Annotated in this window: 15 protein-coding genes and 6 pseudogenes; 3 read left to right on the top strand and 18 right to left on the bottom strand. The window is 68.5% G+C overall.

Features of this window, described 5'->3' with window-relative positions; all coding sequences use genetic code 11:
• The first annotated feature begins 53 nt into the window (after nt 1-53).
• Complete coding sequence (gene nudE / locus ACUDAL_RS02820; protein WP_444677069.1) at nt 54-641, top strand: ADP compounds hydrolase NudE; 588 nt, start codon at nt 54-56, stop codon at nt 639-641.
• A 90-nt stretch (nt 642-731) separates the two neighbouring features.
• Here nudE and ilvD read toward each other — a convergent pair whose 3' ends face one another.
• The 4 genes and pseudogenes from ilvD to ACUDAL_RS02800 form a co-directional block, all read right to left on the bottom strand.
• Nucleotides 732-2,576 (bottom strand): dihydroxy-acid dehydratase, encoded by a 1,845-nt coding sequence (gene ilvD, locus ACUDAL_RS02815; RefSeq protein WP_444677068.1) that lies wholly within the window; start codon nt 2,574-2,576, stop codon nt 732-734.
• Between the two features lie 112 nt (nt 2,577-2,688).
• Nucleotides 2,689-3,234 carry a hypothetical protein gene (locus ACUDAL_RS02810; RefSeq protein WP_444677067.1) on the bottom strand — a complete coding sequence of 182 codons (546 nt, stop codon included), beginning with the start codon at nt 3,232-3,234 and terminating at the stop codon, nt 2,689-2,691.
• 24 nt (nt 3,235-3,258) lie between these two features.
• Nucleotides 3,259-5,063: pseudogene (locus ACUDAL_RS02805) on the bottom strand (TRAP transporter permease).
• Nucleotides 5,064-5,124: 61 nt separating this feature from the next.
• Entirely contained in the window at nt 5,125-6,102 is a 978-nt protein-coding gene (locus ACUDAL_RS02800) for a TAXI family TRAP transporter solute-binding subunit (RefSeq protein WP_444677066.1), read from the bottom strand.
• A gap of 67 nt (nt 6,103-6,169) precedes the next feature.
• Between ACUDAL_RS02800 and ACUDAL_RS02795 the strand changes: the two are divergent.
• A pseudogene (locus ACUDAL_RS02795) lies at nt 6,170-6,741 on the top strand (SDR family NAD(P)-dependent oxidoreductase); the annotation flags it as partial.
• Here ACUDAL_RS02795 and ACUDAL_RS02790 read toward each other — a convergent pair.
• From ACUDAL_RS02790 to ACUDAL_RS02735, 12 genes and pseudogenes are all read right to left on the bottom strand, one after another.
• A complete protein-coding gene (locus ACUDAL_RS02790) occupies nt 6,669-6,905 on the bottom strand; it encodes a hypothetical protein (protein ID WP_444677065.1) in 237 nt (78 codons plus the stop codon). The pseudogene ACUDAL_RS02795 and the gene ACUDAL_RS02790 overlap by 73 nt on opposite strands.
• 67 nt (nt 6,906-6,972) lie before the next feature.
• Nucleotides 6,973-9,407: pseudogene (lon, locus tag ACUDAL_RS02785) on the bottom strand (endopeptidase La).
• 220 nt (nt 9,408-9,627) lie between these two features.
• Nucleotides 9,628-10,869, bottom strand: coding sequence for a DUF945 family protein (locus ACUDAL_RS02780; protein ID WP_444677064.1), 1,242 nt, complete (start codon nt 10,867-10,869; stop codon nt 9,628-9,630).
• Nucleotides 10,870-10,912: 43 nt separating this feature from the next.
• Nucleotides 10,913-11,386: a phosphatidylglycerophosphatase A family protein gene (locus tag ACUDAL_RS02775; protein ID WP_444677063.1), complete on the bottom strand. Its 474-nt coding sequence runs from the start codon at nt 11,384-11,386 to the stop codon at nt 10,913-10,915.
• Nucleotides 11,383-12,335, bottom strand: a pseudogene (gene thiL, locus ACUDAL_RS02770) (thiamine-phosphate kinase). Before thiL ends, ACUDAL_RS02775 begins: the two are co-directional and overlap by 4 nt.
• Before the next feature lie 12 nt (nt 12,336-12,347).
• Nucleotides 12,348-12,872: a transcription antitermination factor NusB gene (gene nusB, locus ACUDAL_RS02765; protein ID WP_444677062.1), complete on the bottom strand. Its 525-nt coding sequence runs from the start codon at nt 12,870-12,872 to the stop codon at nt 12,348-12,350.
• Nucleotides 12,850-13,344, bottom strand: a complete 495-nt coding sequence (gene ribH, locus ACUDAL_RS02760) for a 6,7-dimethyl-8-ribityllumazine synthase (protein ID WP_444677061.1) — start codon at nt 13,342-13,344, stop codon at nt 12,850-12,852. Before ribH ends, nusB begins: the two co-directional genes overlap by 23 nt.
• A gap of 52 nt (nt 13,345-13,396) precedes the next feature.
• Nucleotides 13,397-14,562, bottom strand: a pseudogene (ribBA, locus tag ACUDAL_RS02755) (bifunctional 3,4-dihydroxy-2-butanone-4-phosphate synthase/GTP cyclohydrolase II).
• A 182-nt stretch (nt 14,563-14,744) separates the two neighbouring features.
• A pseudogene (gene ribD / locus ACUDAL_RS02750) lies at nt 14,745-15,892 on the bottom strand (bifunctional diaminohydroxyphosphoribosylaminopyrimidine deaminase/5-amino-6-(5-phosphoribosylamino)uracil reductase RibD).
• A 42-nt stretch (nt 15,893-15,934) separates the two neighbouring features.
• A complete protein-coding gene (gene nrdR / locus ACUDAL_RS02745) occupies nt 15,935-16,426 on the bottom strand; it encodes a transcriptional regulator NrdR (protein WP_444679294.1) in 492 nt (163 codons plus the stop codon).
• A gap of 313 nt (nt 16,427-16,739) precedes the next feature.
• On the bottom strand, nt 16,740-17,105 hold the full coding sequence (locus tag ACUDAL_RS02740; protein WP_444677060.1) for a copper chaperone PCu(A)C: 366 nt from the start codon (nt 17,103-17,105) through the stop codon (nt 16,740-16,742).
• Nucleotides 17,106-17,333: 228 nt separating this feature from the next.
• Nucleotides 17,334-17,555 carry a hypothetical protein gene (locus ACUDAL_RS02735; RefSeq protein ID WP_444677059.1) on the bottom strand — a complete coding sequence of 74 codons (222 nt, stop codon included), beginning with the start codon at nt 17,553-17,555 and terminating at the stop codon, nt 17,334-17,336.
• 65 nt (nt 17,556-17,620) lie between these two features.
• Here ACUDAL_RS02735 and dsbG point away from each other — a divergent pair, with 65 nt between their 5' ends.
• Nucleotides 17,621-18,310 (top strand): thiol:disulfide interchange protein DsbG, encoded by a 690-nt coding sequence (dsbG, locus tag ACUDAL_RS02730; protein ID WP_444677058.1) that lies wholly within the window; start codon nt 17,621-17,623, stop codon nt 18,308-18,310.
• Here dsbG and ACUDAL_RS02725 read toward each other — a convergent pair.
• A complete protein-coding gene (locus tag ACUDAL_RS02725; RefSeq protein ID WP_444677057.1) occupies nt 18,196-18,606 on the bottom strand; it encodes a DUF6691 family protein in 411 nt (136 codons plus the stop codon). The two genes, dsbG and ACUDAL_RS02725, sit on opposite strands and share 115 nt — an antisense overlap.
• Nucleotides 18,603-19,064 (bottom strand): YeeE/YedE family protein, encoded by a 462-nt coding sequence (locus tag ACUDAL_RS02720; protein WP_444677056.1) that lies wholly within the window; start codon nt 19,062-19,064, stop codon nt 18,603-18,605. The genes ACUDAL_RS02725 and ACUDAL_RS02720 overlap by 4 nt, the downstream gene beginning before the upstream one ends.
• Between the last annotated feature and the right edge of the window lie 21 nt (nt 19,065-19,085).

Here is a 19,085-nt window from a genome sequence, read left to right as displayed (position 1 = left end):
CGCGACGCATGCCCGCCGGCGCGGCGCCACGCCCGCATGCAAACGGAGCCTTCATGACCCAGCCCCCGCCCACTCATAAGCCCCAGGTGCTGTCGCGCCACTCCGTGGCGAAGAGCCGCCTGTTCCATATCGAATCGCTGGAGCTGCGCTTCTCCAACGGCGCCGAGCGCACCTTCGAACGGCTCAGCGGCAGCGACCAGGGTGCCGTCATGATCATCGCCATGCCCGACCCCGACCATGTGCTGCTGATCCGCGAGTACGCTGCCGGCTTCGAGGACTACGTGCTCACCCTACCCAAGGGCTTGGTCGACCCCGGCGAGGACATCATCACCGCCGCCAACCGTGAGCTGATGGAAGAGTGCGGCTTCGGCGCGCGCCTGATCGAGCCGCTGGTGGAGCTGTCGCTGGCCCCCAACTACATGCGCCACCGCATGCAGGTGCTGCTGGCCACCGACCTCTACCCCAAGCGGCTGCCCGGCGACGAGCCAGAGCCGCTGGAGGTCGAGACCCACGCCCTGGAGGAGCTGCCCGCCCTGCTGCTGCGCGACGATTTCCACGAGGCGCGAGCCATCGCCGCGCTCTACATCGCCCGCGACACCCTGCGCGCCAGGCGCCGCGGCGAGCCCTCGCTGGCCTGGTAGCCGTCCGCCACACGCTTCCAAGGTGTACGAAGCCGCCCCAGAACGCACGAAACCGGCCAGCGGCCGGTTTCGTGCGCATAACGGAAGACCTCAGTCGAGCTTCGACAGGTCGCGCACTGCGCCCTTGTCGGCGGAGGTGGCCAGCAGCGCATAGGCCTTGAGCGCCGCCGAGACCTTGCGCACGCGCTCGATGCGCGGCTTCCAGGCCTCGCTGCCGCGCGCCTCTTCCTCGGCACGCCGCGCCGCCAGCTCCTCGTCGGAGAGCGCCACGTCGATGCTGCGCTTGGGGATGTCGATACGGATGATGTCGCCCGAGCGCACCAGGCCGATGGCACCGCCCGCCGCCGCCTCCGGCGAGACATGCCCGATGGAGAGCCCCGAGGTGCCGCCGGAGAAGCGACCGTCGGTGAGCAGCGCACACGCCTTGCCCAGCCCCTTCGACTTCAGGTACGAAGTGGGATAGAGCATCTCCTGCATGCCCGGCCCGCCCTTCGGCCCCTCGTAGCGGATGACGACGACCTCGCCCTCCTTCACCTGCCCGGCCAGGATGTGCTCCACCGCCTGGTCCTGGGACTCGACCACGTGGGCCGGGCCCTCGAACACCAGGATGGAGTCGTCGACGCCCGCGGTCTTGACCACGCAGCCGTCCACGGCGATGTTGCCGTAGAGCACCGCGAGACCGCCCTCCTTCGAGAAGGCATGGTCGAGGTCGCGGATACAGCCGTTGGCCCGGTCGCCGTCGAGGGTCGGCCAGCGCGCGCTCTGGGAGAAGGCCACCTGGGTCGGCACGCCGCCGGGGCCGGCACGGTAGAACTCCACCACCTCGGGGGACGGGTTGCGCATGATGTCCCACTCGTCCAGCGCCTGCTTGAGGCTGTCACCGTAGACGGTGGGCACACGGGTATCGAGCACCCCGGCACGGTCCAGCTCGCCGAGGATCGCCATGATGCCGCCGGCACGGTGCACGTCCTCGATGTGGTACTTCTGGGTATTGGGCGCCACCTTGCACAGCTGCGGCACCTCACGCGACAGCCGGTCGATGTCGGCCATGGTGAAGTCGACCTCGGCCTCCTGGGCGGCGGCCAGCAGGTGCAGGATGGTGTTGGTGGAGCCACCCATGGCGATATCCAGGGTCATGGCGTTCTTGAACGCCGCCTTGGAGCCGATGGCACGCGGCAGCAGGTGCGCCTCGTCGCCCTCGTAGTAGCGCTTGGCCAGCTCGACGATGCGGTGACCGGCGGTCTCGAACAGGCGGCGACGGTCGGCGTGAGTGGCCAGCACCGTGCCGTTGCCCGGCAGCGCCAGGCCCAGCGCTTCCATCAGGCAGTTCATCGAGTTGGCGGTGAACATGCCGGAGCAGCTGCCGCAGGTGGGGCAGGCGCTGCGCTCGACCTCGGCCAGGGTCTCGTCGTCCACCGAGTCGTCGGTGGCCATGACGATGGCGTCGACCAGGTCGAGGCCATGATCGAGCAGCTTGGTCTTGCCGGCCTCCATGGGGCCGCCGGAGACGAAGATCACCGGAATGTTGAGGCGCATGGCGGCGTTGAGCATCCCCGGGGTGATCTTGTCGCAGTTGGAGATGCATACCAGGGCATCGGCGCAGTGGGCGTTGACCATGTACTCGACGCTGTCGGCGATGAGGTCGCGGCTCGGCAGCGAATAGAGCATGCCGTCGTGGCCCATGGCGATGCCGTCGTCCACGGCGATGGTATTGAACTCCTTGGCCACCCCGCCGGCCTTCTCGATCTCCCGCGCCACCAGCTGGCCCATGTCCTTGAGGTGCACGTGCCCGGGCACGAACTGAGTGAAGGAGTTGGCCACGGCGATAATCGGTTTGTGGAAGTCTTCGTCCTTCATGCCGGTGGCGCGCCACAGGGCGCGGGCGCCGGCCATGTTGCGACCGGCGGTAGTGGTACGGGAGCGATATTGGGGCATGGTGTCCTCTTCGTGCGCATTGCGCTATATGGTTCACGCCGTCTTTGCCACCCATGGGCGACGGTCTAGGTATCGAGTCTGCCCCGATTCTGTCATGCACGCGCCGAAGCGGCTAGACCACGAGGGGATGAGCGTCCGAAAGCGGCTCGGTGCCGTAGAGCACCCAGACATCCAGCGCCGGCCCCAGCTCCTCGACCAGGCGCAGCTGGTCCGGGTGGGCTTCCAGGGTCTGGCGGGCACAGATGCCCGCCTCGAAGCGCCCTTCCAGCAACCCCTCGGCCACCGCCACGGTGGTGGGCGCGTCGATCTCCTCGGCGAAGCCCGAGAGATCGGTGTAGTAGCGGGTGGCCGGCTGACGCGCCACCTGGCGCGGCGTGGCGAGGTCGCGTTGCGCCAGCAGCACCAGCGGGTGGCTGCCGGCGACGAAGACATCCACCGGAAAGACGCGGTGCATGTATCGCCCTACACAGTCGGCGTGGCTGAAGTGGGCCGTGCACTGCAGTACCCGGTCCACCTCGCCCGCCACCAGCGCCGCGAAGGCCGTCGGGAAATCGTCGTAGAACTTCATCTCGGCGCCGGCCAGGCCGCGAGCTTCGAGGTAGCGGCCCAGCACCAGCACATGGTTGTTCCCCTCGGGCCCCAGCGTGGCAACGATCATCTTGTTTTCCTCCAGGAAACCATCTCAAAAGGCGAAGATCACCAGCGCCCCGACAATCATCAGCACCACCCTCAGCCAGGCCGCGCGCCGTGCGATCACGCCGTAGGAAATCGCCATCAGGCCCAGGGCGATTTTCACCGCATCGAAGATGGCGCCGAACGGGTCGAAGGCCAGGCGAATCACGTCGGGATTGGCGACCATGGCCAATGGGATGATGTAGAGCCCGATGCCCAGCGCCATGGCCTTCAGCGCCACCTTGAGCCAGTTCTCCCCGACCATGCCGGCGGCGATGAACACCCCGCCGCACACCGGCGGCGTGATGGTCGAGAGCAGCGCGAACCAGAACACGAACAGGTGGGCCAGCAGCGGCTCGAGGCCCAGCGCGGTGAGCGCGGGCCCCGCCACCGAGACGCAGATCACGTAGGCCGCCGTGGTCGGCACCTCCATGCCCAGCACCAGGCAGGCCAGGGCCGTGAGCAGCAGCGCCGGCCACAGCATCTCGTTGGAGAGCGACAGGATGCCGGAGGTGATCTTGACCCCTAGCCCCGTCAGCGAGAGCACCCCGATCACCAGCGAAGCGCAGATGATGATGGCGCCGATCACCGCTACCTGACGCCCGGCGGTGACCATGGCCTCGGCCATCCGCGAGGCGAAGCCGCGCAGGGAGAAGGTGAGCGTCACGTCGAAGAACAGCAGCAGCATGCCGGCAAAGATGGCGATGCTGGCGGCGTACTGGGGCGTGTAGCCGCCGAGGAAGATGCGCTCGAGCAGCAGCACGAAGGGCACGGCGAAGAACAGCGAAGTGATCGCCACCTCCTTGCCGCTGGCGCGGTCCTCCGCCGCCATGGGGCGCAGGTCGTGGCGAGTGGCGTAGGCGTTGATGCCCATCCACACGGTAGCGAAGTAGAGGATCGCCGGCAGCAGCGCCGCCGCCATGATCTGGGTGTAGGGCGTGCCGGTGAGCTCCACCATGACGAAGGCGCCCGCCCCCATCAATGGCGGCATGATCTGTCCGCCCGAAGAGGCCACCGCCTCGACGCCGCCGGCCAGGGTGCGCGGATAGCCCAGGCGCACCATGGAGGGAATGGTGATGGCGCCGGTGGAAGCCACGTTGGCCGAGGCGGAGCCGGAGATGGAGCCCATCAGCGCCGAGGAGATCACCGAGACCTTGGCCGCGCCGCCGGTCAGGCGTCCGGCGCAGGCGCTGGCCATGTTCATGAAGCCGCGCCCCGCCTCGCCGGCGTTGAGCACCGCACCGAAGATGACGAAGATCGCCACCACGCCGACGCTGACCCCGGTGAGCGAGCCCCACAGGCCGCTCTCGGCGATGGTCAGGGTGCCGACGAAACTCTGCATCGGCAGCCCCGGATGCCCGAACTGGCCGGGGATGTGCTCACCGAATATCGCGTAGGCCAACGCCGCCACCGCCACCAGCGGCAGCGGCCAGCCGATGGCACGCCGCGCGGTCTCCAGGGTCAGCACGATCAGGAATACGCCCAGCGCCATCTGAAAATTGTTGTCGATGAAGCCGTACTGGTTGGCCAGCGCCTCCTCGTTGAAGGCGATGTAACCGCAGGCGGCGATGCCGAGCACCGTCAGCAGCCAGCCGCTCCAGCGCTCGAAGGGGTGCGGGCGGCCAGGATGAGTATCCACGGCAGCGCCAGCGCCAGGTGAATGGGCCGGCTGACCAGCGCCGGGGTCAGGCCGTAGAAGATCAGCCCGAGATGAAAGCAGACCGTGACGGCGCCGAGCACCACCCAGGCGGGGTGCAGGCGAGGTACGCCCTCGGCGCCGCCGGCCGTCGTTGAAGAAGCGAGTGTCGATAGCATGAAAATGGGGATGCCTTGCGACCGCGGCGGGGCCTTCCTGGCCCCGCACTACGGACGTGGGTTAACGCAGCTCGTCGGGAATCTCGATGCCGGCTTCGTCGTAGTAGCGCACGGCACCGGGATGCAGGGTGCCGGCGATCTGGCCGATCATGTCGTGGGTGATGCCGCCCCACCAGGCGGTCTCATCCGCCATGGCGTCGCGCCGCTCCCAGAAGGTCTTGGTCAGGGTGTAGGCGGTCTCCTCGTCCATGCCGGTCGTGGTGTAGGCGATAACCGGCAGCGAGGTGGTCTCGACATCCTGCTCAACGCCGGGATAGGTGCCGGCCGGAATGGTCTGTCGCGCCGCGCCGGTCTGCTCGATCTGCTCGTCGGTGAGGCTGACCAGGCTGATCGCCATGCTGGCGGCGGTTTCGATCACGTTGGGCGTGGGAAAGGAGCTGGCCGTGACAAAGGCATCGATCTGGCCGTTCTTCAACGCATCGGGGCCGCTGCCGATCTCGGCGTTGGCCACGCGGACCCTGTCCAGCAGCTCGAACAGTTCCAGGTAGCGCTCCGCCTCACGGGCGCCGAAGGTCCCCCGCCCGATCAGGATGTGCTTGCCTTCGAGATCCTCGAGGCCGATGACGCCATCGCCACCGGCCACCACGAAGTGCATGGTGATGGAGGGAATCGGGAACAAGCCGCGAATCTCCTGGAAGCGCGGATTCTGCCGCTCGGCGAAGGGCCCCTCGCCGGCCATGGCCTGTTCGACCAGCCCCGGCGGCGTGGTGAACACATAGTTGCCCTGGCGCGCCATCACTTCCATGACGTTCTGCACCGAGCCTTGGCTCTCCTCCAGGGTGATGACAATCTCGCCCTGGGTGCCCCTGCGCATGGCCTCGGAGAGTTCGACCCCCATCTGGTAGTAGGCGGTGCCTGCCGAAGCCGACTTGTAGGTGACCCGAGTCTCGGCCTGGGCGGAAAGCGCGGCGGCGCCCAGCAGTACGGCGGTGGCCGAAGCCAGCAGCGTGCGGGTGAAGGTGGGCTTGCGAATCGTCATGTGAAGACTCCCTTGAGTGTCCAGAATCGCGTTGCGATCTCGTTGTTGTGGTCGGAATGACGTTGTTATGAGGAAACGTCGATATAATGCAGGTTTTTGGGCTGAAGGGAAAATCGGACACCTCATGCGTACCACGGCCGTGCTCGGCGGTGCCGGAGGCATCGGCAGCGCCATCGCCACTACCCTGCTGCAGTCGGGAGATCACGTCTATCTGCTGGACCGGGAAGCTCAGCGGGAAACGGCAAGCTCGCTGGTGGCCGCCTGGCCCCGGCGCTGCACCTTCCTGCCCTGCGACCTCGCCAACCCCGACAGTATCGCCCACGCCTTCGCCACCATCGAGGCGGCAGGTACGGGGCTTGCCGTCTGCATCAACGCAGCTGGAGTGATTCAACGGGGCGCTTCGTCGACGTCAGCGTCGCAAGCCTTGGGGAAATGCTGGCGGTGAACATCAGCGGCGCCTACATCGCGCTGCAGGCCGCCGCCCGCCAGATGATCGCCGACGGCGGTGGACGCATCGTGATCGTCGCCTCGGCCCATGGCCTGCGCACCACCGCCGAGCGCTCGGCCTACGCCATGTGCAAGGGCGCCATGCTGTCGCTTGCCCGGGCGCTGGCGGTGGAACTCGGCCCCCACGGCATCCTGGTCAACGCCGTGGCGCCGGGGCCGGTCAGCGCCGGGATGCAGGACGCCGAGTCCGAGTCACGCAGGCGCTGGCAGGCGGCTACCCCGCTCGGCCGGGTGGCCAGCGCCGACGAAGTGGCGCGCACGGTCGCCTTCCTGGCCTCGGCCGACAACACCTTCATCAGCGGCGAAACGCTGGTGGTCGACGGCGGCGCCAACGTTGTCCCTGTAGCGCCGCCGCCGCCATCGTCAGATGGCGAATGCCACCCTGGCTACGTCCTTGTAACGCTTGGCGAAGTGCACGGTGACGCCCTCCTTGAGGAAGTCGGGCAGCTCGTCGTAGTCGCGGCGGTTGGCCTCGGGCAGGATCACTTCGAAGATCTTGCTGCGCCGGGCGGCGATGATCTTCTCGCGAATGCCGCCCACCGGCAGCACCTGCCCGGTGAGGGTCAGCTCGCCGGTCATCGCCAGCGGCCGGTCGATGGCCTGGTGGCGGGCCAGCGACAGCAGCGCCGTGGTCATGGTCACCCCGGCCGAGGGGCCGTCCTTGGGCGTGGCGCCTTCCGGCACGTGCAGGTGCACGAAGGCCGAATCGAAGAAGTCGGCATCGGCACCGTACTCGGCCAGATGCCCCAGCGTGTAGCTGTAGGCGATGTTGGCCGACTCCTGCATCACCTCGCCGAGCTTGCCGGTGAGCTTGAAGCCGCGAGTCAACGAGTGCACCTTACCGGCCTCCACCGGCAGCGTGGCGCCACCCATCGAGGTCCAGGCCAGTCCGGTGACCACCCCTCTCCCTTGAGCACCTGCTCCTGGCGGAACAGCGGTGCCCCGAGGTACTCCTCCAGATTCTTGACCGAGATGCGCACCGACTCCTGGCCACCTTCCAGCAGCTTCACCGCCGCCTTGCGCACAATGCTGTGGAGCTGCTTCTCGAGCTGGCGCACCCCGGCCTCGCGGGCGTAGCCCTCGATCACCTGACGCAGCGCCGCCTCGGTGAGGTTGATGCGCCGCCGCGGGATCCTGTCGCGCTCGAGCAGCTTGGGCCAGAGATGATTCTTGGCGATCGCCACCTTCTCCTCGGCGATATACCCCGACAGGCGAATCTGCTCCATGCGGTCGAGCAGCGGCCCCGGGATCGAGTCGAGGGTATTAGCGGTGCACACGAACAGCACCTTGGAGAGATCCAGGCGCACGTCGAGGTAGTGATCGAGGAAGTCGACGTTCTGCTCAGGGTCGAGCACCTCGAGCAGGGCCGAGGCGGGGTCGCCCTGGAACGACTTGCCCAGCTTGTCGATCTCGTCGAGCATGATCACCGGGTTCTCGACTTCGACCTCCTTGAGCGCCTGCACCAGCTTGCCGGGCATGGCGCCGACGTAGGTGCGCCGGTGGCCCTTGATCTCGGCCTCGTCGCGCATGCCACCCACCGAGAAGCGATAGAACTCCCGCCCCAGCGCCTCGGCAATGGAGCGCCCGACGGAGGTCTTGCCCACCCCGGGCGGGCCGACCAGCAGCAGGATCGAGCCGCCCACATCGCCCTTGAAGGTGCCTTCGGCGAGGAACTCGATGATGCGCTCCTTGACGTCCTTGAGGCCGTCGTGGTCGCGGTCGAGCACCGTGCGCGCATGCGCCAGGTCGAGCTGGTCCTGGCTGCGTACGCCCCACGGCATCGAGGTGAGCCAGTCAAGGTAGTTGCGCGTGGTGCCGTATTCCGGCGAGCCGGTCTCCAGCACCGAGAGCTTGTCGAGCTCCTCTTCGATGCGGGTCAGCACCTTGGGCGGCACGACGAGGCCCTCGAGGCGGTCGCGGAAGGTGTCGACGTCGTTCTCGCGGTCGTCCTTGGAGATGCCCAGCTCGCGCTGGATCACCTTGAGCTGCTCGCGCAGGAAGAACTCGCGCTGGCGCTCCTGCATCTGGGCGTTGACCTGCTCGCTGATCTCGCTCTGCAGCTGGGCGACGTCGATCTCCTTGCGCAGCAGCGGCAGCACCTTCTCCATGCGCGTCTGCACCGGCAGGGTCTCGAGCACGGTCTGCAGCTCGCGGCCCTTGGCCGAGGTGATGGCGGCGGCGAAGTCGGTCAGCGGCCCCGGCTCGTGGGGGCTGAAGCGGTTGAGGTAGTGCTTGAGCTCCTCGCCGTAAAGCGGGTTGATCGGCAGCAGCTCCTTGATACCGTTGATGATCGCCATGGCGTAGGCACGGGTCTCGTCCTCATCGGCCTTGACCGGCTCGCGGGGGTAGCTGACCTCGACCAGGTAGGGCGGCTTCTTCGACAGCCAGCGCTGGATGCGGAAGCGGCGCAGGCCCTGGGCGATGAACTGCAGCTGCCCCTCCTCGCCGTGCAGCTTGTGCACCTTCACCGCCGTGCCGATCTCGGGAAAGTGGTCGTGGCCCAGCTCGTCCACCGCGGTATCACCGACGAACGCCACCCCCAGCGTGTGGTGCGGCGTGTTGCCGACGCGGCGCATGGTCTCCTCCCAGCGCTCGCGGTTGATCACCAGCGGCTGGACCTGGGCCGGGAAGAACGGGCGATTGTGGATGGGCAACAGATAGATACGCTCGGGCAGATACTCGCTGGCCGGCACCACGGCATGGGCCAGCTCCTCGATCTCACCGTCGGAGCGCAGGCTGTCATCCGCGTCTCCTCTCGCCTGGGGTGCGTTGCGCTCGTCCTGCTCGTGATCGCTCATGAAGTCCTCGTGCTGACGCAATGGAAGCCGATGCTCATGGCACAGGGAATGCGGGCGAAGGGCCCGACTTCAAGTCATCGAGGCCGGCCGAAAGGCCGCAAGAGAAGGCCACCTGCCCGAGCGCCCCACGCCCGCGTGGGCCAGCAGCCTGTCGTGAGGCCTGCCATGTAGCCCTGCACGAAGTCCCACGCGGTGACAGCCGGGCGATAGGCGGGGTCGCTCAATGGCGCCAGAGCGGCGGCAGCGGGCGGCTGTTGACGCGCACCTGGCCGCGGCCGATGTCGATCTCCAGGGTACGAGTATCCAGCGGCAGGCCGAGCCACAGCGCCGCCACGGTGGGCAGCTCGTGCCAGGTAAAGTCGCCGTCGAGGCGGCGCCGCCAGCGCTGCTGCATGTCCGGGTCATCCAGCGCCAGCAGGCTCAGCTCGTCGAGCCGGCGCGCGTCGAGGAACAGCGCGCCGTCGAGGCGGGCCGCTAGCCCCATCATCGGGCTCTCCAGCTCCAGCCGTGACAGGTCGAGGCGCGGCGAGTCCTGCAGCACTTGCAGCAGCTGCGGTTCGAGGTCCGCCAGCAGGTCATCTCGCCCGACCTCATGGTGGCCGCTCGCCGCCAGCTCACGCAGCCGCTTCATGGTGGCGCGGAGCGCGTCGGCGTTGAGGCGCGACAGCTCGGCGCTCAGCTGGCCGGTCAATAGCACCTGCTCAGCGGTATGCACCTCGCCGAGATCGAGGTCTAGGCGCATCCGCAGCTCGCGGTCGTCGAGCACGATGCGGTTGGCCAGCTGCAGGTTGCTGGCATCGAGCCGCAGTTGGGGCTGCTGCCAGGTCAGCGAGGCGAGCTGGAGGAAGTCCTCCTGGGTGAACGAGTAGGCACCTTCGGTGTAGGCGTAGTGGCTGTTGAGCGTGGCAGGGCCGATCTCGAGCTGGGCCACGCCATCGGAGAGCCGCCAACCGTCGAGCTGGGCGCGCAGCCGCCAGTTGCCCTGCTCACCGCTGAAGCGCAGCCGTCCGCCGGCGAACACGAGCTCGCGCTCCTGCTGGGTGATGCGCAGCGGCGCGAGTTGCAGGCCACCCTCCAGGGTGCCGCTCAGGGTGCGGTAGCTGGCTTCCCACAGCGGCGGCGTGGTGGGCAGCGAGTCGCCGAACAGGCGCACGCCGTCGGGGCCATGGCGCACCACCGCCTCGCCGTCCAGGTGGGTGCTGAGCACGCCGTGGCTGGCCCGGTAGCTCAGCTCGAGGTGCCAGAGCTCGCCCAGCAGCGGCGCCAGGTGGATCAACCCGCTGGAGGTCCACCACCCCTGCTCCACCTCCGAGCGCAGCACGCCAAACTCCCCGCGTGCATCGAGGTCGCTGAGCAGGCGCCGCATCTCACGTTCGAAAACCCAGCTAGAGATGGCCTGGCCGATCAGCCAGAGCAAGAGCACGACCGCCAGCAGCGGGACGATGAGACGTTCCTTGCGCATTGCTCGGCCTCCTAGAAGTTAACCGCCGGCCACCCCTTATACCCTAATGCAGCCAGAGCCACAGGTGCATGGTGCTCCAGGCATAGATGCCCGCCAGCACATCGTCGATCATGATGCCGAAGCCGCCCGCCACGCGCCGATCCGCCCAGCGAATCGGCCAGGGCTTGACGACATCGAAGATGCGAAAGAGCACGAATCCCCACAGCGCCGCTTCCCACGAGAACGGCACCGCCGCCATGGTGATCCAGTAGCCGACGAATTCGTCCCACACGATGCCGGAATGGTCGTGCACGCCCAGGTCGCGGGAAGTCTTGTCGCACAGCCAGACGCCAACCACGAAGGAGACCGCCACCAGGCCGAGGTACCAGGTGAGCGGCAGTTCGGAGATCAGCCAGAAGAAGGGAATGGCCGCCAGGGTCCCGAAGGTACCCGGCGCCCAGGGCACGGCACCGCTGCCGAGCCCGAAGGCGAAGAAGTGAACCGGGCGTCGCCAGACGCTCTGCGGGGCACGATTCATGGGGCCTCTCCGAAGTGCTGCCAGCCGCCCAGACCAGGCGCCGCGACCCCGCGCAGCCCCGGTTCGGCGGTGACCCGGCCGATCGGCGTCAGGCTCAGCCCCAGCGCCGCCAGGGCCTGAGTGGCGCTGGCGAGGTACGCCTGCGGCAGGCTCACCAGCAGCTCATAGTCGTCGCCGCCGGCCAGTACCGCACGTCGCGCTGCCGCCTCACCCAGCGCCTCGCCGAGCCCCTCGGCTGCGGGCAACGCCGCCTCGTCCAGCGTGGCGCCCACGCCGGAGGCCACCAGTACGTGGCCAAGGTCGGCCAGCAGGCCGTCGGAAACGTCGATGGCCGCCGAGGCCAAGCCCACCAGCGCCTGGCCAGCCGCCAGCCGCGGCTGGGGCAGCAGGTAGCGGCGCAGCAGCGGATGGGCAAGATCACGCTCGCCGCGCTGCCACAGGGCCAGGCCGCCGGCGCCGCCCCCAGCGCGCCGGTCACCGCCAGCACCTCGCCGGGACGTGCGCCACCACGGGTCAGCGCACCCACGGCCGGCACTTCGCCCAGCACGGTCACACCCACGGCCAGCTCGCCGCGGGTCACATCGCCCCCCACCAGCGCGGTACCGGTGGCGTCGCACAGGGCGTGAAAACCTTCGGAGAACGCCGCCACCCAGGCTTCGTCGGGTGCCTCGAGGGTCAGCGCCATCAGGCACCAGCGGGCTGTGGCGCCCATCGCCGCCAGGTCGCTCAGGCTGACCGCCAGGGCACGATGCCCGATGGCCGCGGGCGGCGCTTCGGCAGGAAAATGCACGCCGGCCACCGAGGTATCGACGCTGGTCGCCAGCTGCTGCCCCGGCTGCGGGGCCAGCAGCGCACAGTCGTCGCCCACGCCTAGCGCCACGCCCGCCGCCGCGGACGGTGGGGCAGGCGTGAGGTAGCGTGCGATCAGGTCGAACTCCCCGGCGGCCACTGGGCGGCTTCCTCAGCGACGCCGGGCGCTCACCTCGGCGCTGCGCAGCCGGGTGGCCAGCTTGTCGAGGATGCCATTGACGTACTTGTGGCCATCGGTGGCGCCGAAGGACTTGGCCAGCTCGACCCCTTCATTGATCACCACGCGATAGGGCACCTCCATGCGGCGCGACAGCTCGTAGGTGCCCAGGCGCAGGATGGCCAGTTCGATGGGATCGAGATCCTGGAGGCGACGGTCGAGCAGCGGCGAGATGGCCGCATCGAGGTCGCTGCGCAGGCGCACCACGTTGTGCAGCAGCTCGTGGAACAGGGCCAGGTCGGCGATCTGCATCACCTTGGCCCAGTTCTCGTGATCCTCCAGGTCGTCGTCGGGCACCTGGCTGCGGAATTCAGCCTCGATGGCGGTGACCGACTTACCGGTCAGCTGCCATTGATAGAGCCCCTGCACGGCCAGCTCGCGCGCGGCGCGGCGCGCCTGCTGGCCGGCGGAAGGGCGCGCTGCGGGCGCGATGTGCTCATGCCTCTTCCCCGCTGTCATCGGCGAAGCCGCGCAGCAAGGACACCATCTCCATGGCGGCCATGGCGGCTTCGGCGCCCTTGTTGCCGGCCTTGGTGCCGGAGCGCTCGATAGCCTGCTCGATAGAGTTGACCGTCAGCACGCCGTTGGCGATGGGGGTGTCGAACTCGAGCTGCAGGTTGCCCAGCGCCGCGTTGCAGCCGCCGGCCACGTATTCGAAATGCGGCGTGCCGCCGCGAATCACCGCACCCAGGGCGATCACCGCGTCCGGGCGCGCCACCTGCAGCGCGCGCTTCACCGCCAGCGGTAGCTCCCAGGCGCCCGGCACGTGAACGATGTCGATATTCGCCGCGTCCACGCCGTGACGCACCAGACTGTCCACGGCGCCTTCCACCAGGCTATCGACCACATGGTGATTGAAGCGGCCCACCACGATCACGTAGCGTCCATCGACGTCGACGAAGTTGCCTTCCAGTTGAGACAGGGTATGCATGAGATTCTTCCTGCTGAAACGGTTGAGACCTGCGCTGGCGTGCCGGAGCCGCCTAGCCGTCTTCGCTGGCCGACGCGGCGTCAGGCGAGATGAGTTCCACCACCTCGAGATCGAAGCCGGAAAGGGCCGAGAACTTCCACGGCGAGCTGAGCAGCCGCATGCGACCGACGCCAAGGTGACGCAGGATCTGCGAACCGGTGCCGATCGTCAGGTAGTTGCCGGCGCCGTCGGAGTCGCTGGTGCGCGGCAGGCGGCGGCGTTCGAGAAAGACTTCGAGCTGGTCGCGGAAATCCTGGTGCGGGCGGCCATCGTCGAGCAGCACGAACACGCCGTGCTCGGCACGGGCCACCTCTTCCAGGGCGCTGTGGGTGGTCCAGTTGCGGCTGGCACCCTTCTGCAGCCCCAGCAGGTCGCGCATGGTGTCGGCCAGGTGCACCCGCACCGTGGTGAGGGCTTCCGGCGAGGGCTGACCCTTGACCAGCGCCACGTGGTGGGCGCCCTGTATCCTGTCGCGGAACACATGCAGCGTGAGCTCGCCCACCGCCGTGTGTACCGGGGTCGACTCCACCGGCTCGATGGTCTGCTCGTTGTGGATGCGGTAGTGGATCAGGTCAGCGATGGTGCCCATCTTCAGGCCATGCTCGGCGGCGAAGCGCTCGAGCTCGGGCCGGCGGGCCATGCTGCCGTCGTCGTTCATGATCTCGCAGATCACGCCGCTGGGGTCGCAGCCGGCCAGGGCGGCGAGGTCGCAGGCCGCCTCGGTGTGGCCCGCCCGGCGCAGCACGCCGCCCGGCTCGGCCATCAGCGGGAAGATGTGGCCCGGCTGCACGATGTCCTCGGCGCGGGCGTTGCGCGCGGCGGCCACCTGGACGGTGCGAGCACGATCGGCGGCGGAAATGCCGGTGGTCACCCCTTCGGCCGCCTCGATGGAGAGCGTGAACTTGGTGCCGAAGCCGGAGCCGTTGTCACTGACCATAAGCGGCAGCTTGAGCCGCTCGCAGCGCTCGCGGGTCATGGGCATGCAAATCAGGCCACGCGCATGGCGTGCCATGAAGTTGATGTGCTCCGCCGTGACCTTCTCGGCGGCCATGATGATGTCTCCTCGTTCTCACGATCCTCATCGTCCATGAGGATCACCATCTTGCCCTGACGAATATCCTCGACCAGGTCCTCGATGGGCGCCAGGCCCCGCGGGAAGAATGCATGGAAACTCCGAATGATCAGCTTGGGAATGGGCGATGCTGGCTCGCCGTGAGGCGCGCTGACGTCGACACCCCGCCTCGAATGGGCGTCAGGGTACCTTGGCGCGGCTTCGGGCGCCAGTAGGGAGCACCTTGGCGCGGCTTCGGGCGCCAGTAGGGAGCACCTTGGCGCGGCTTCGGGCGCAGTTGAGAAGCCTCCTAACGCCTCGGCGATTCAGCCTGACCTGCAGGCCGCGCCGTGATCCGCCAGTCGCGTCCGACGGCGCGAATGTCGACTATCTCCAGCGGGCGCTGCTGGGCCATGCGCGTCAGCCCCGGCAGGGCGAACAGCGGGCGCGCCTCGCCGCCAAGCAGGGTCGGCGCCACGAACAGCTGCATCTCGTCGACCAGACCGGCGTCCAGCATGGCCCCGGCCAGGGTCGCGCCCGTCTCCAGCAGCACCTCGTTGGCCTGCTCGTGCTCCGCCAGGTGCTCTAGCAAGGCATGCAGGTCCACGCGCCCGCCCTGATCGCTGGGCATGACCACCACCTCGGCCCCGGCAGCCTCCAGCCGCCTACGCCGCTGCGGGTCATGGCCGGAGACGGTGGCCACCAGGGTGCGCCCCGGTTCGCGCAGGCAGGCGGCAGCCTGGGGCAGGCGCAGGTGCGTATCGACCACCACCCGCAGCGGCTGGCGGCTGGCAATGGCCTCCGCGTCGGCCAGGTCCAGCTGGTCGGGCCGCACGGTCAGGCGTGAATTGTCGAAGATCACCGAATCGACCCCGGTAAGGATTGCGCTTGCGCGCGCCCGCAGGCGCTGCACCGCACTGCGCGCCTGGGGGCCGGTGATCCACTGCGACTCGCCCGACTCCATGGCGGTACGGCCATCTAGGCTCATGGCCATCTTCAGCCGCACGAAGGGGCGCCCCAGGGTCATGCGCGAGATGAAGCCGGAGTTCAGCGCTCGCGCCTCTTCTTCCAGCAGCCCCACCTCAACCTCGATTCCCGCTTCGCGCAGCATGGCGATGCCACGACCGGCGACCTGTGGATTGGGGTCCTGCATGGCCACCACTACCTTGCTCACGCCGGCATCGATCAGCGCCACCGCGCAGGGCCGGTGCGGCCATGGTGGGAGCAAGGTTCCAGGGTGACGTAGGCAGTGGCCAGCCGGGCCGCCTCGCCGGCCATGCGCAGGGCGTGCACCTCGGCATGAGGCTCGCCGGCGCGCTCATGCCACCCTTCGCCCACCAGGCGGCGCTGCTTGACCAGCACACAGCCGACCCGCGGGTTGGGATGGGTGGTATAGAGGCCGCGGCGGGCCAGGGCTATCGCCCGGGCCATCCAGGCGGCGGGAGTCGGCGTCGACATGGCGTATCCTGCGAGTCAGGCGGGTTCAGGGCAAGGGGCGGCTCAGCGCTCCGGCTCGTCGACATGGCCCGACGAGAACCCGGGCTCCTGGGAGAGCCGGTCGATCTCGGCGCGAAACTCGTCGACATCCTGGAAGCGGCGGTACACCGAGGCAAAGCGGATGAAGGCCACCTGGTCGAGGCGCTTGAGCGCCTCCATGACGGCCTCGCCGATGTCGCGCGCCTGGATCTCGCGCTCGCCGCTGGCGCGCAGCCGCTGGCGAATACGCTCGACGGCGGCCTCGATCGCCTCTGCGCTGACGGGACGCTTCTCCAGCGCCCTTAGCATGCCGGCACGCAGCTTCTGCTCGTTGAAGGATTCGCGCGAGCCGTCGGCCTTGACCACCCGCGGCATCACCAGCTCGGCGGTTTCATAGGTGGTGAAGCGCTCGCCGCAGGCGGTGCACTGGCGGCGACGGCGAACCTGGTCGCCTTCGGCCACCAGGCGGGAGTCGGTCACGCGTGTGTCATGGGCGCCACAGAAGGGGCAGTGCATGGTTTCGATCCGAACGCTGAGCAGGGCGACGTATGCGTCGCGCAGGGCTACGGCTATCAAGTGTTCCGCATTGTACCTGCTCGCCCGCTATGCGCCCAGTTCTGACCCGGCCATCCCTTCTCGCGCCCTACCCTGCCGGCTATGAGGTGGCGATTAATGGGCGTGGCCGTGGTGAGCGTGGGCCGCGTCGTCCACGGCCTGCACGGAAACACGGGCCACCGGGGCGTCCAACGCCTGGCGCCGGCCATCCTCGAACACCAGCTCGATAGCCACCGGCTCCCTTCCACCAGGGGCTGCGTCAGGCCGATCAGCATCAGGTGCAGCCCGCCCGGAGCCAGCGTGGCCGAACCGCCGGGGGGATCGTGATGTCGGCGATGCGGCGCATCTGCATGACGCCGTCCACGTCGACATGGTGGTGCAACTCCAGCGCCGCGGCGGCGGGCGACGCTGCCTCCACCAGCCGGACCTCGGCGTCGCCTGGGTTGTGCAGCACCATGAAGGCCGCCGAGGCTTCGGCCCCGGCGGAACGGCGCGTACCTGGGCCTGCTCGATAGCCAGCGGCTCGGCCAGCACGGGCAGCGAGAGCAGGGAAAGGCCGAGCGCGGCCAGCAGCGAACGAGGCTTCATCATGCAGGGTTCCTGTGTGGTAACGTGGCGCCAGTCGGCCAGGCGATAGCATCGAGAAGTCGTGCCCAGCCCGGCCTGTAGAAGCTTACCCATGACGGCCGCCAGGCGCACCAGGGTGCGGCATGTCGCCACAGCGTGCAACGCCAGGATTCCGGCTAGCGTGATGCCCCTGCCGCACAGCGTATCGTCGCTTCCGCTTCGCTCACGCTGATTAAAGCCATCGTTTATGCTCTTGTTCCGCCCTACGCCTACGATCGAGGACACCCACATGGCCCAACGCTCACCGCTGCTTGCTGCCACGCTGGCGGCACTCGCCCTGCCGATCACGCTTCCCATGGCCATTTCCGCGCATGCCGAGAGCTGGCCCGCGCCGATCCAGGCCCTGGTCGACGAGGGCCTGCAGATCCATGGCGAATTCGACGCGCCGGAGGGGCTGCAAGGCTACGCGGCCAGCCACCAGGGGCGCGAGATGACGCTCTTCCTCACCGCCGACGGCGAGCATGCCATCGTCGGCACCCTGGTCGACGCCGAAGGCAACGACCTTTCGGAAGCCCCCTCGAGACGCTGGTGCGCGCGCCCCTTGATGCACAGCTATGGCAGGACCTGGAGCAGAGCCACTGGATCCAGGACGGCGATCCGGCGGCGCCCCGGGTGCTTTATACCTTCACCGACCCCAACTGCCCCTACTGCGTGCGGTTCTGGGAGATGGCCCGCCCCTGGGTCGAGGCAGGCGAGGTGCAGCTGCGCCATGTCATGGTCGGCATCCTGCAGCCAAACAGCCCGGCCAAGGCGGCGGCGCTGCTTGGCGCCGACGACCCGGCCGCTGCGCTGCACAACCACAGCGAGGGCGAGAGCATCGCCCCTCGGCGCAGCCCCGCGAGATCGAGGACCAGGTCTACCGCAACAACCAGCTGTTCGACGCCCTGGCCCTGCTCGCCACCCCGACCACCTTCTATCGCGACGGCACGCGGGTGGAGGTGCTGCAGGGCATTCCCGACTCCCAGCGCCTGCACGAGGCCATGGGCGGCGAGCAGCCCTGACGAGAAGCGCCCCGCCCGGGCGCGATGGCTCGGGCGGGGCGGCTATCAGCCAGTCGAAGCGGCTGGTGGGGTTAAGGGCAAGGCGTCATGGATGGGACGGGATCAACGAGCGGGAATTGCCCGGGCCAGGAACCAGCCGGCCACCATGGTGACCAGCATGGCCAGCAGCGGCGCGGTAAGCCCCGCCACCGAGGCGATGGCAGGCCCCGGGCAGTAGCCGGAAAGCCCCCAGCCGATGCCGAACAGCGCGGCGCCGCCGATCAGCCGGCCGTCCAGGTCCTGGCGGGTGGGCAGCTGGAAGGTTTCGCCGAACATTGGCCGCTCCTGGCGGAACACCAGCCGATAGCCGATGAAGGTGGTCACCACGGCACCGCCGAGCACGAACATCAGGGTTGGATCCCAGGCACCGAAGAGATCGAGGAAACCGAGCACCCGGGCGGGATCGGTCATGCCGGCGAGCGCCAGCCCCAGGCCGAACAGCAGCCCGGCGATATACCCCATGACGGTTTTCATGCGCCACCTCCCAGCACGTGCCGTACGACATAGACGGTGACGATGGCGCACACCAGGAACGTCAGCGTGGCCACCATCGAGCGCGGCGAGAGCCTGGCCAGGCCGCATACGCCGTGGCCGCTGGTGCAGCCGCTGCCCAGGCCGGTGCCCACGCCGACCAGCAGCCCGGCCAGCAGCATCAGGGGCACGCCGCCCGCCGGCTGGCCCACCACCGCGCCGGGCTCGCCGGCCACGTTGCCAAGCTGGCCGCCCAGCAGCATCAACAGCAGCGGGCCGCTGACCAGGCCCAGCACGAAGGCCAGGCGCCAGGCGCTGTCGCCCTTGGGCAGGGCCGTTACCAGGCCGCCAACGATGCCGCTGATACCGGCAATGCGGCCAAGGGTGGCCATCAGCCATACGGCCGACAGCCCGATCATCACGCCGCCTAGCAAACCTTGCAGGCTTGAACTCCAGTCCATGCTCACTCCTTCTGTTTCGGT

The sequence above is a fragment of the Halomonas sp. E19 genome (genome assembly GCF_052439355.1).
Taxonomy (GTDB): Bacteria; Pseudomonadota; Gammaproteobacteria; order Pseudomonadales; family Halomonadaceae; genus Halomonas.
This window is presented reverse-complemented; position numbering and strand designations above follow the sequence as displayed.

What these genes read in the sequence shown, in the direction of transcription:
- nudE (WP_444677069.1), top strand. Translation starts at nt 54, where the DNA reads ATGACCCAGCCCCCGCCCACTCATAAGCCCCAGGTGCTGTCGCGCCAC.
- ilvD (WP_444677068.1), bottom strand. Translation starts at nt 2,576, where the DNA reads ATGCCCCAATATCGCTCCCGTACCACTACCGCCGGTCGCAACATGGCC.
- ACUDAL_RS02810 (WP_444677067.1), bottom strand. Translation starts at nt 3,234, where the DNA reads ATGATCGTTGCCACGCTGGGGCCCGAGGGGAACAACCATGTGCTGGTG.
- ACUDAL_RS02800 (WP_444677066.1), bottom strand. Translation starts at nt 6,102, where the DNA reads ATGACGATTCGCAAGCCCACCTTCACCCGCACGCTGCTGGCTTCGGCC.
- ACUDAL_RS02790 (WP_444677065.1), bottom strand. Translation starts at nt 6,905, where the DNA reads ATGAAGGTGTTGTCGGCCGAGGCCAGGAAGGCGACCGTGCGCGCCACT.
- ACUDAL_RS02780 (WP_444677064.1), bottom strand. Translation starts at nt 10,869, where the DNA reads ATGCGCAAGGAACGTCTCATCGTCCCGCTGCTGGCGGTCGTGCTCTTG.
- ACUDAL_RS02775 (WP_444677063.1), bottom strand. Translation starts at nt 11,386, where the DNA reads ATGAATCGTGCCCCGCAGAGCGTCTGGCGACGCCCGGTTCACTTCTTC.
- nusB (WP_444677062.1), bottom strand. Translation starts at nt 12,872, where the DNA reads ATGACAGCGGGGAAGAGGCATGAGCACATCGCGCCCGCAGCGCGCCCT.
- ribH (WP_444677061.1), bottom strand. Translation starts at nt 13,344, where the DNA reads ATGCATACCCTGTCTCAACTGGAAGGCAACTTCGTCGACGTCGATGGA.
- nrdR (WP_444679294.1), bottom strand. Translation starts at nt 16,426, where the DNA reads ATGCACTGCCCCTTCTGTGGCGCCCATGACACACGCGTGACCGACTCC.
- ACUDAL_RS02740 (WP_444677060.1), bottom strand. Translation starts at nt 17,105, where the DNA reads ATGCTATCGCCTGGCCGACTGGCGCCACGTTACCACACAGGAACCCTG.
- ACUDAL_RS02735 (WP_444677059.1), bottom strand. Translation starts at nt 17,555, where the DNA reads ATGCTCGCCGTCGGCGGTGAGGAAGAGCGTCATCTCGCGCCCCTGGTG.
- ACUDAL_RS02725 (WP_444677057.1), bottom strand. Translation starts at nt 18,606, where the DNA reads ATGAAAACCGTCATGGGGTATATCGCCGGGCTGCTGTTCGGCCTGGGG.
- ACUDAL_RS02720 (WP_444677056.1), bottom strand. Translation starts at nt 19,064, where the DNA reads ATGGACTGGAGTTCAAGCCTGCAAGGTTTGCTAGGCGGCGTGATGATC.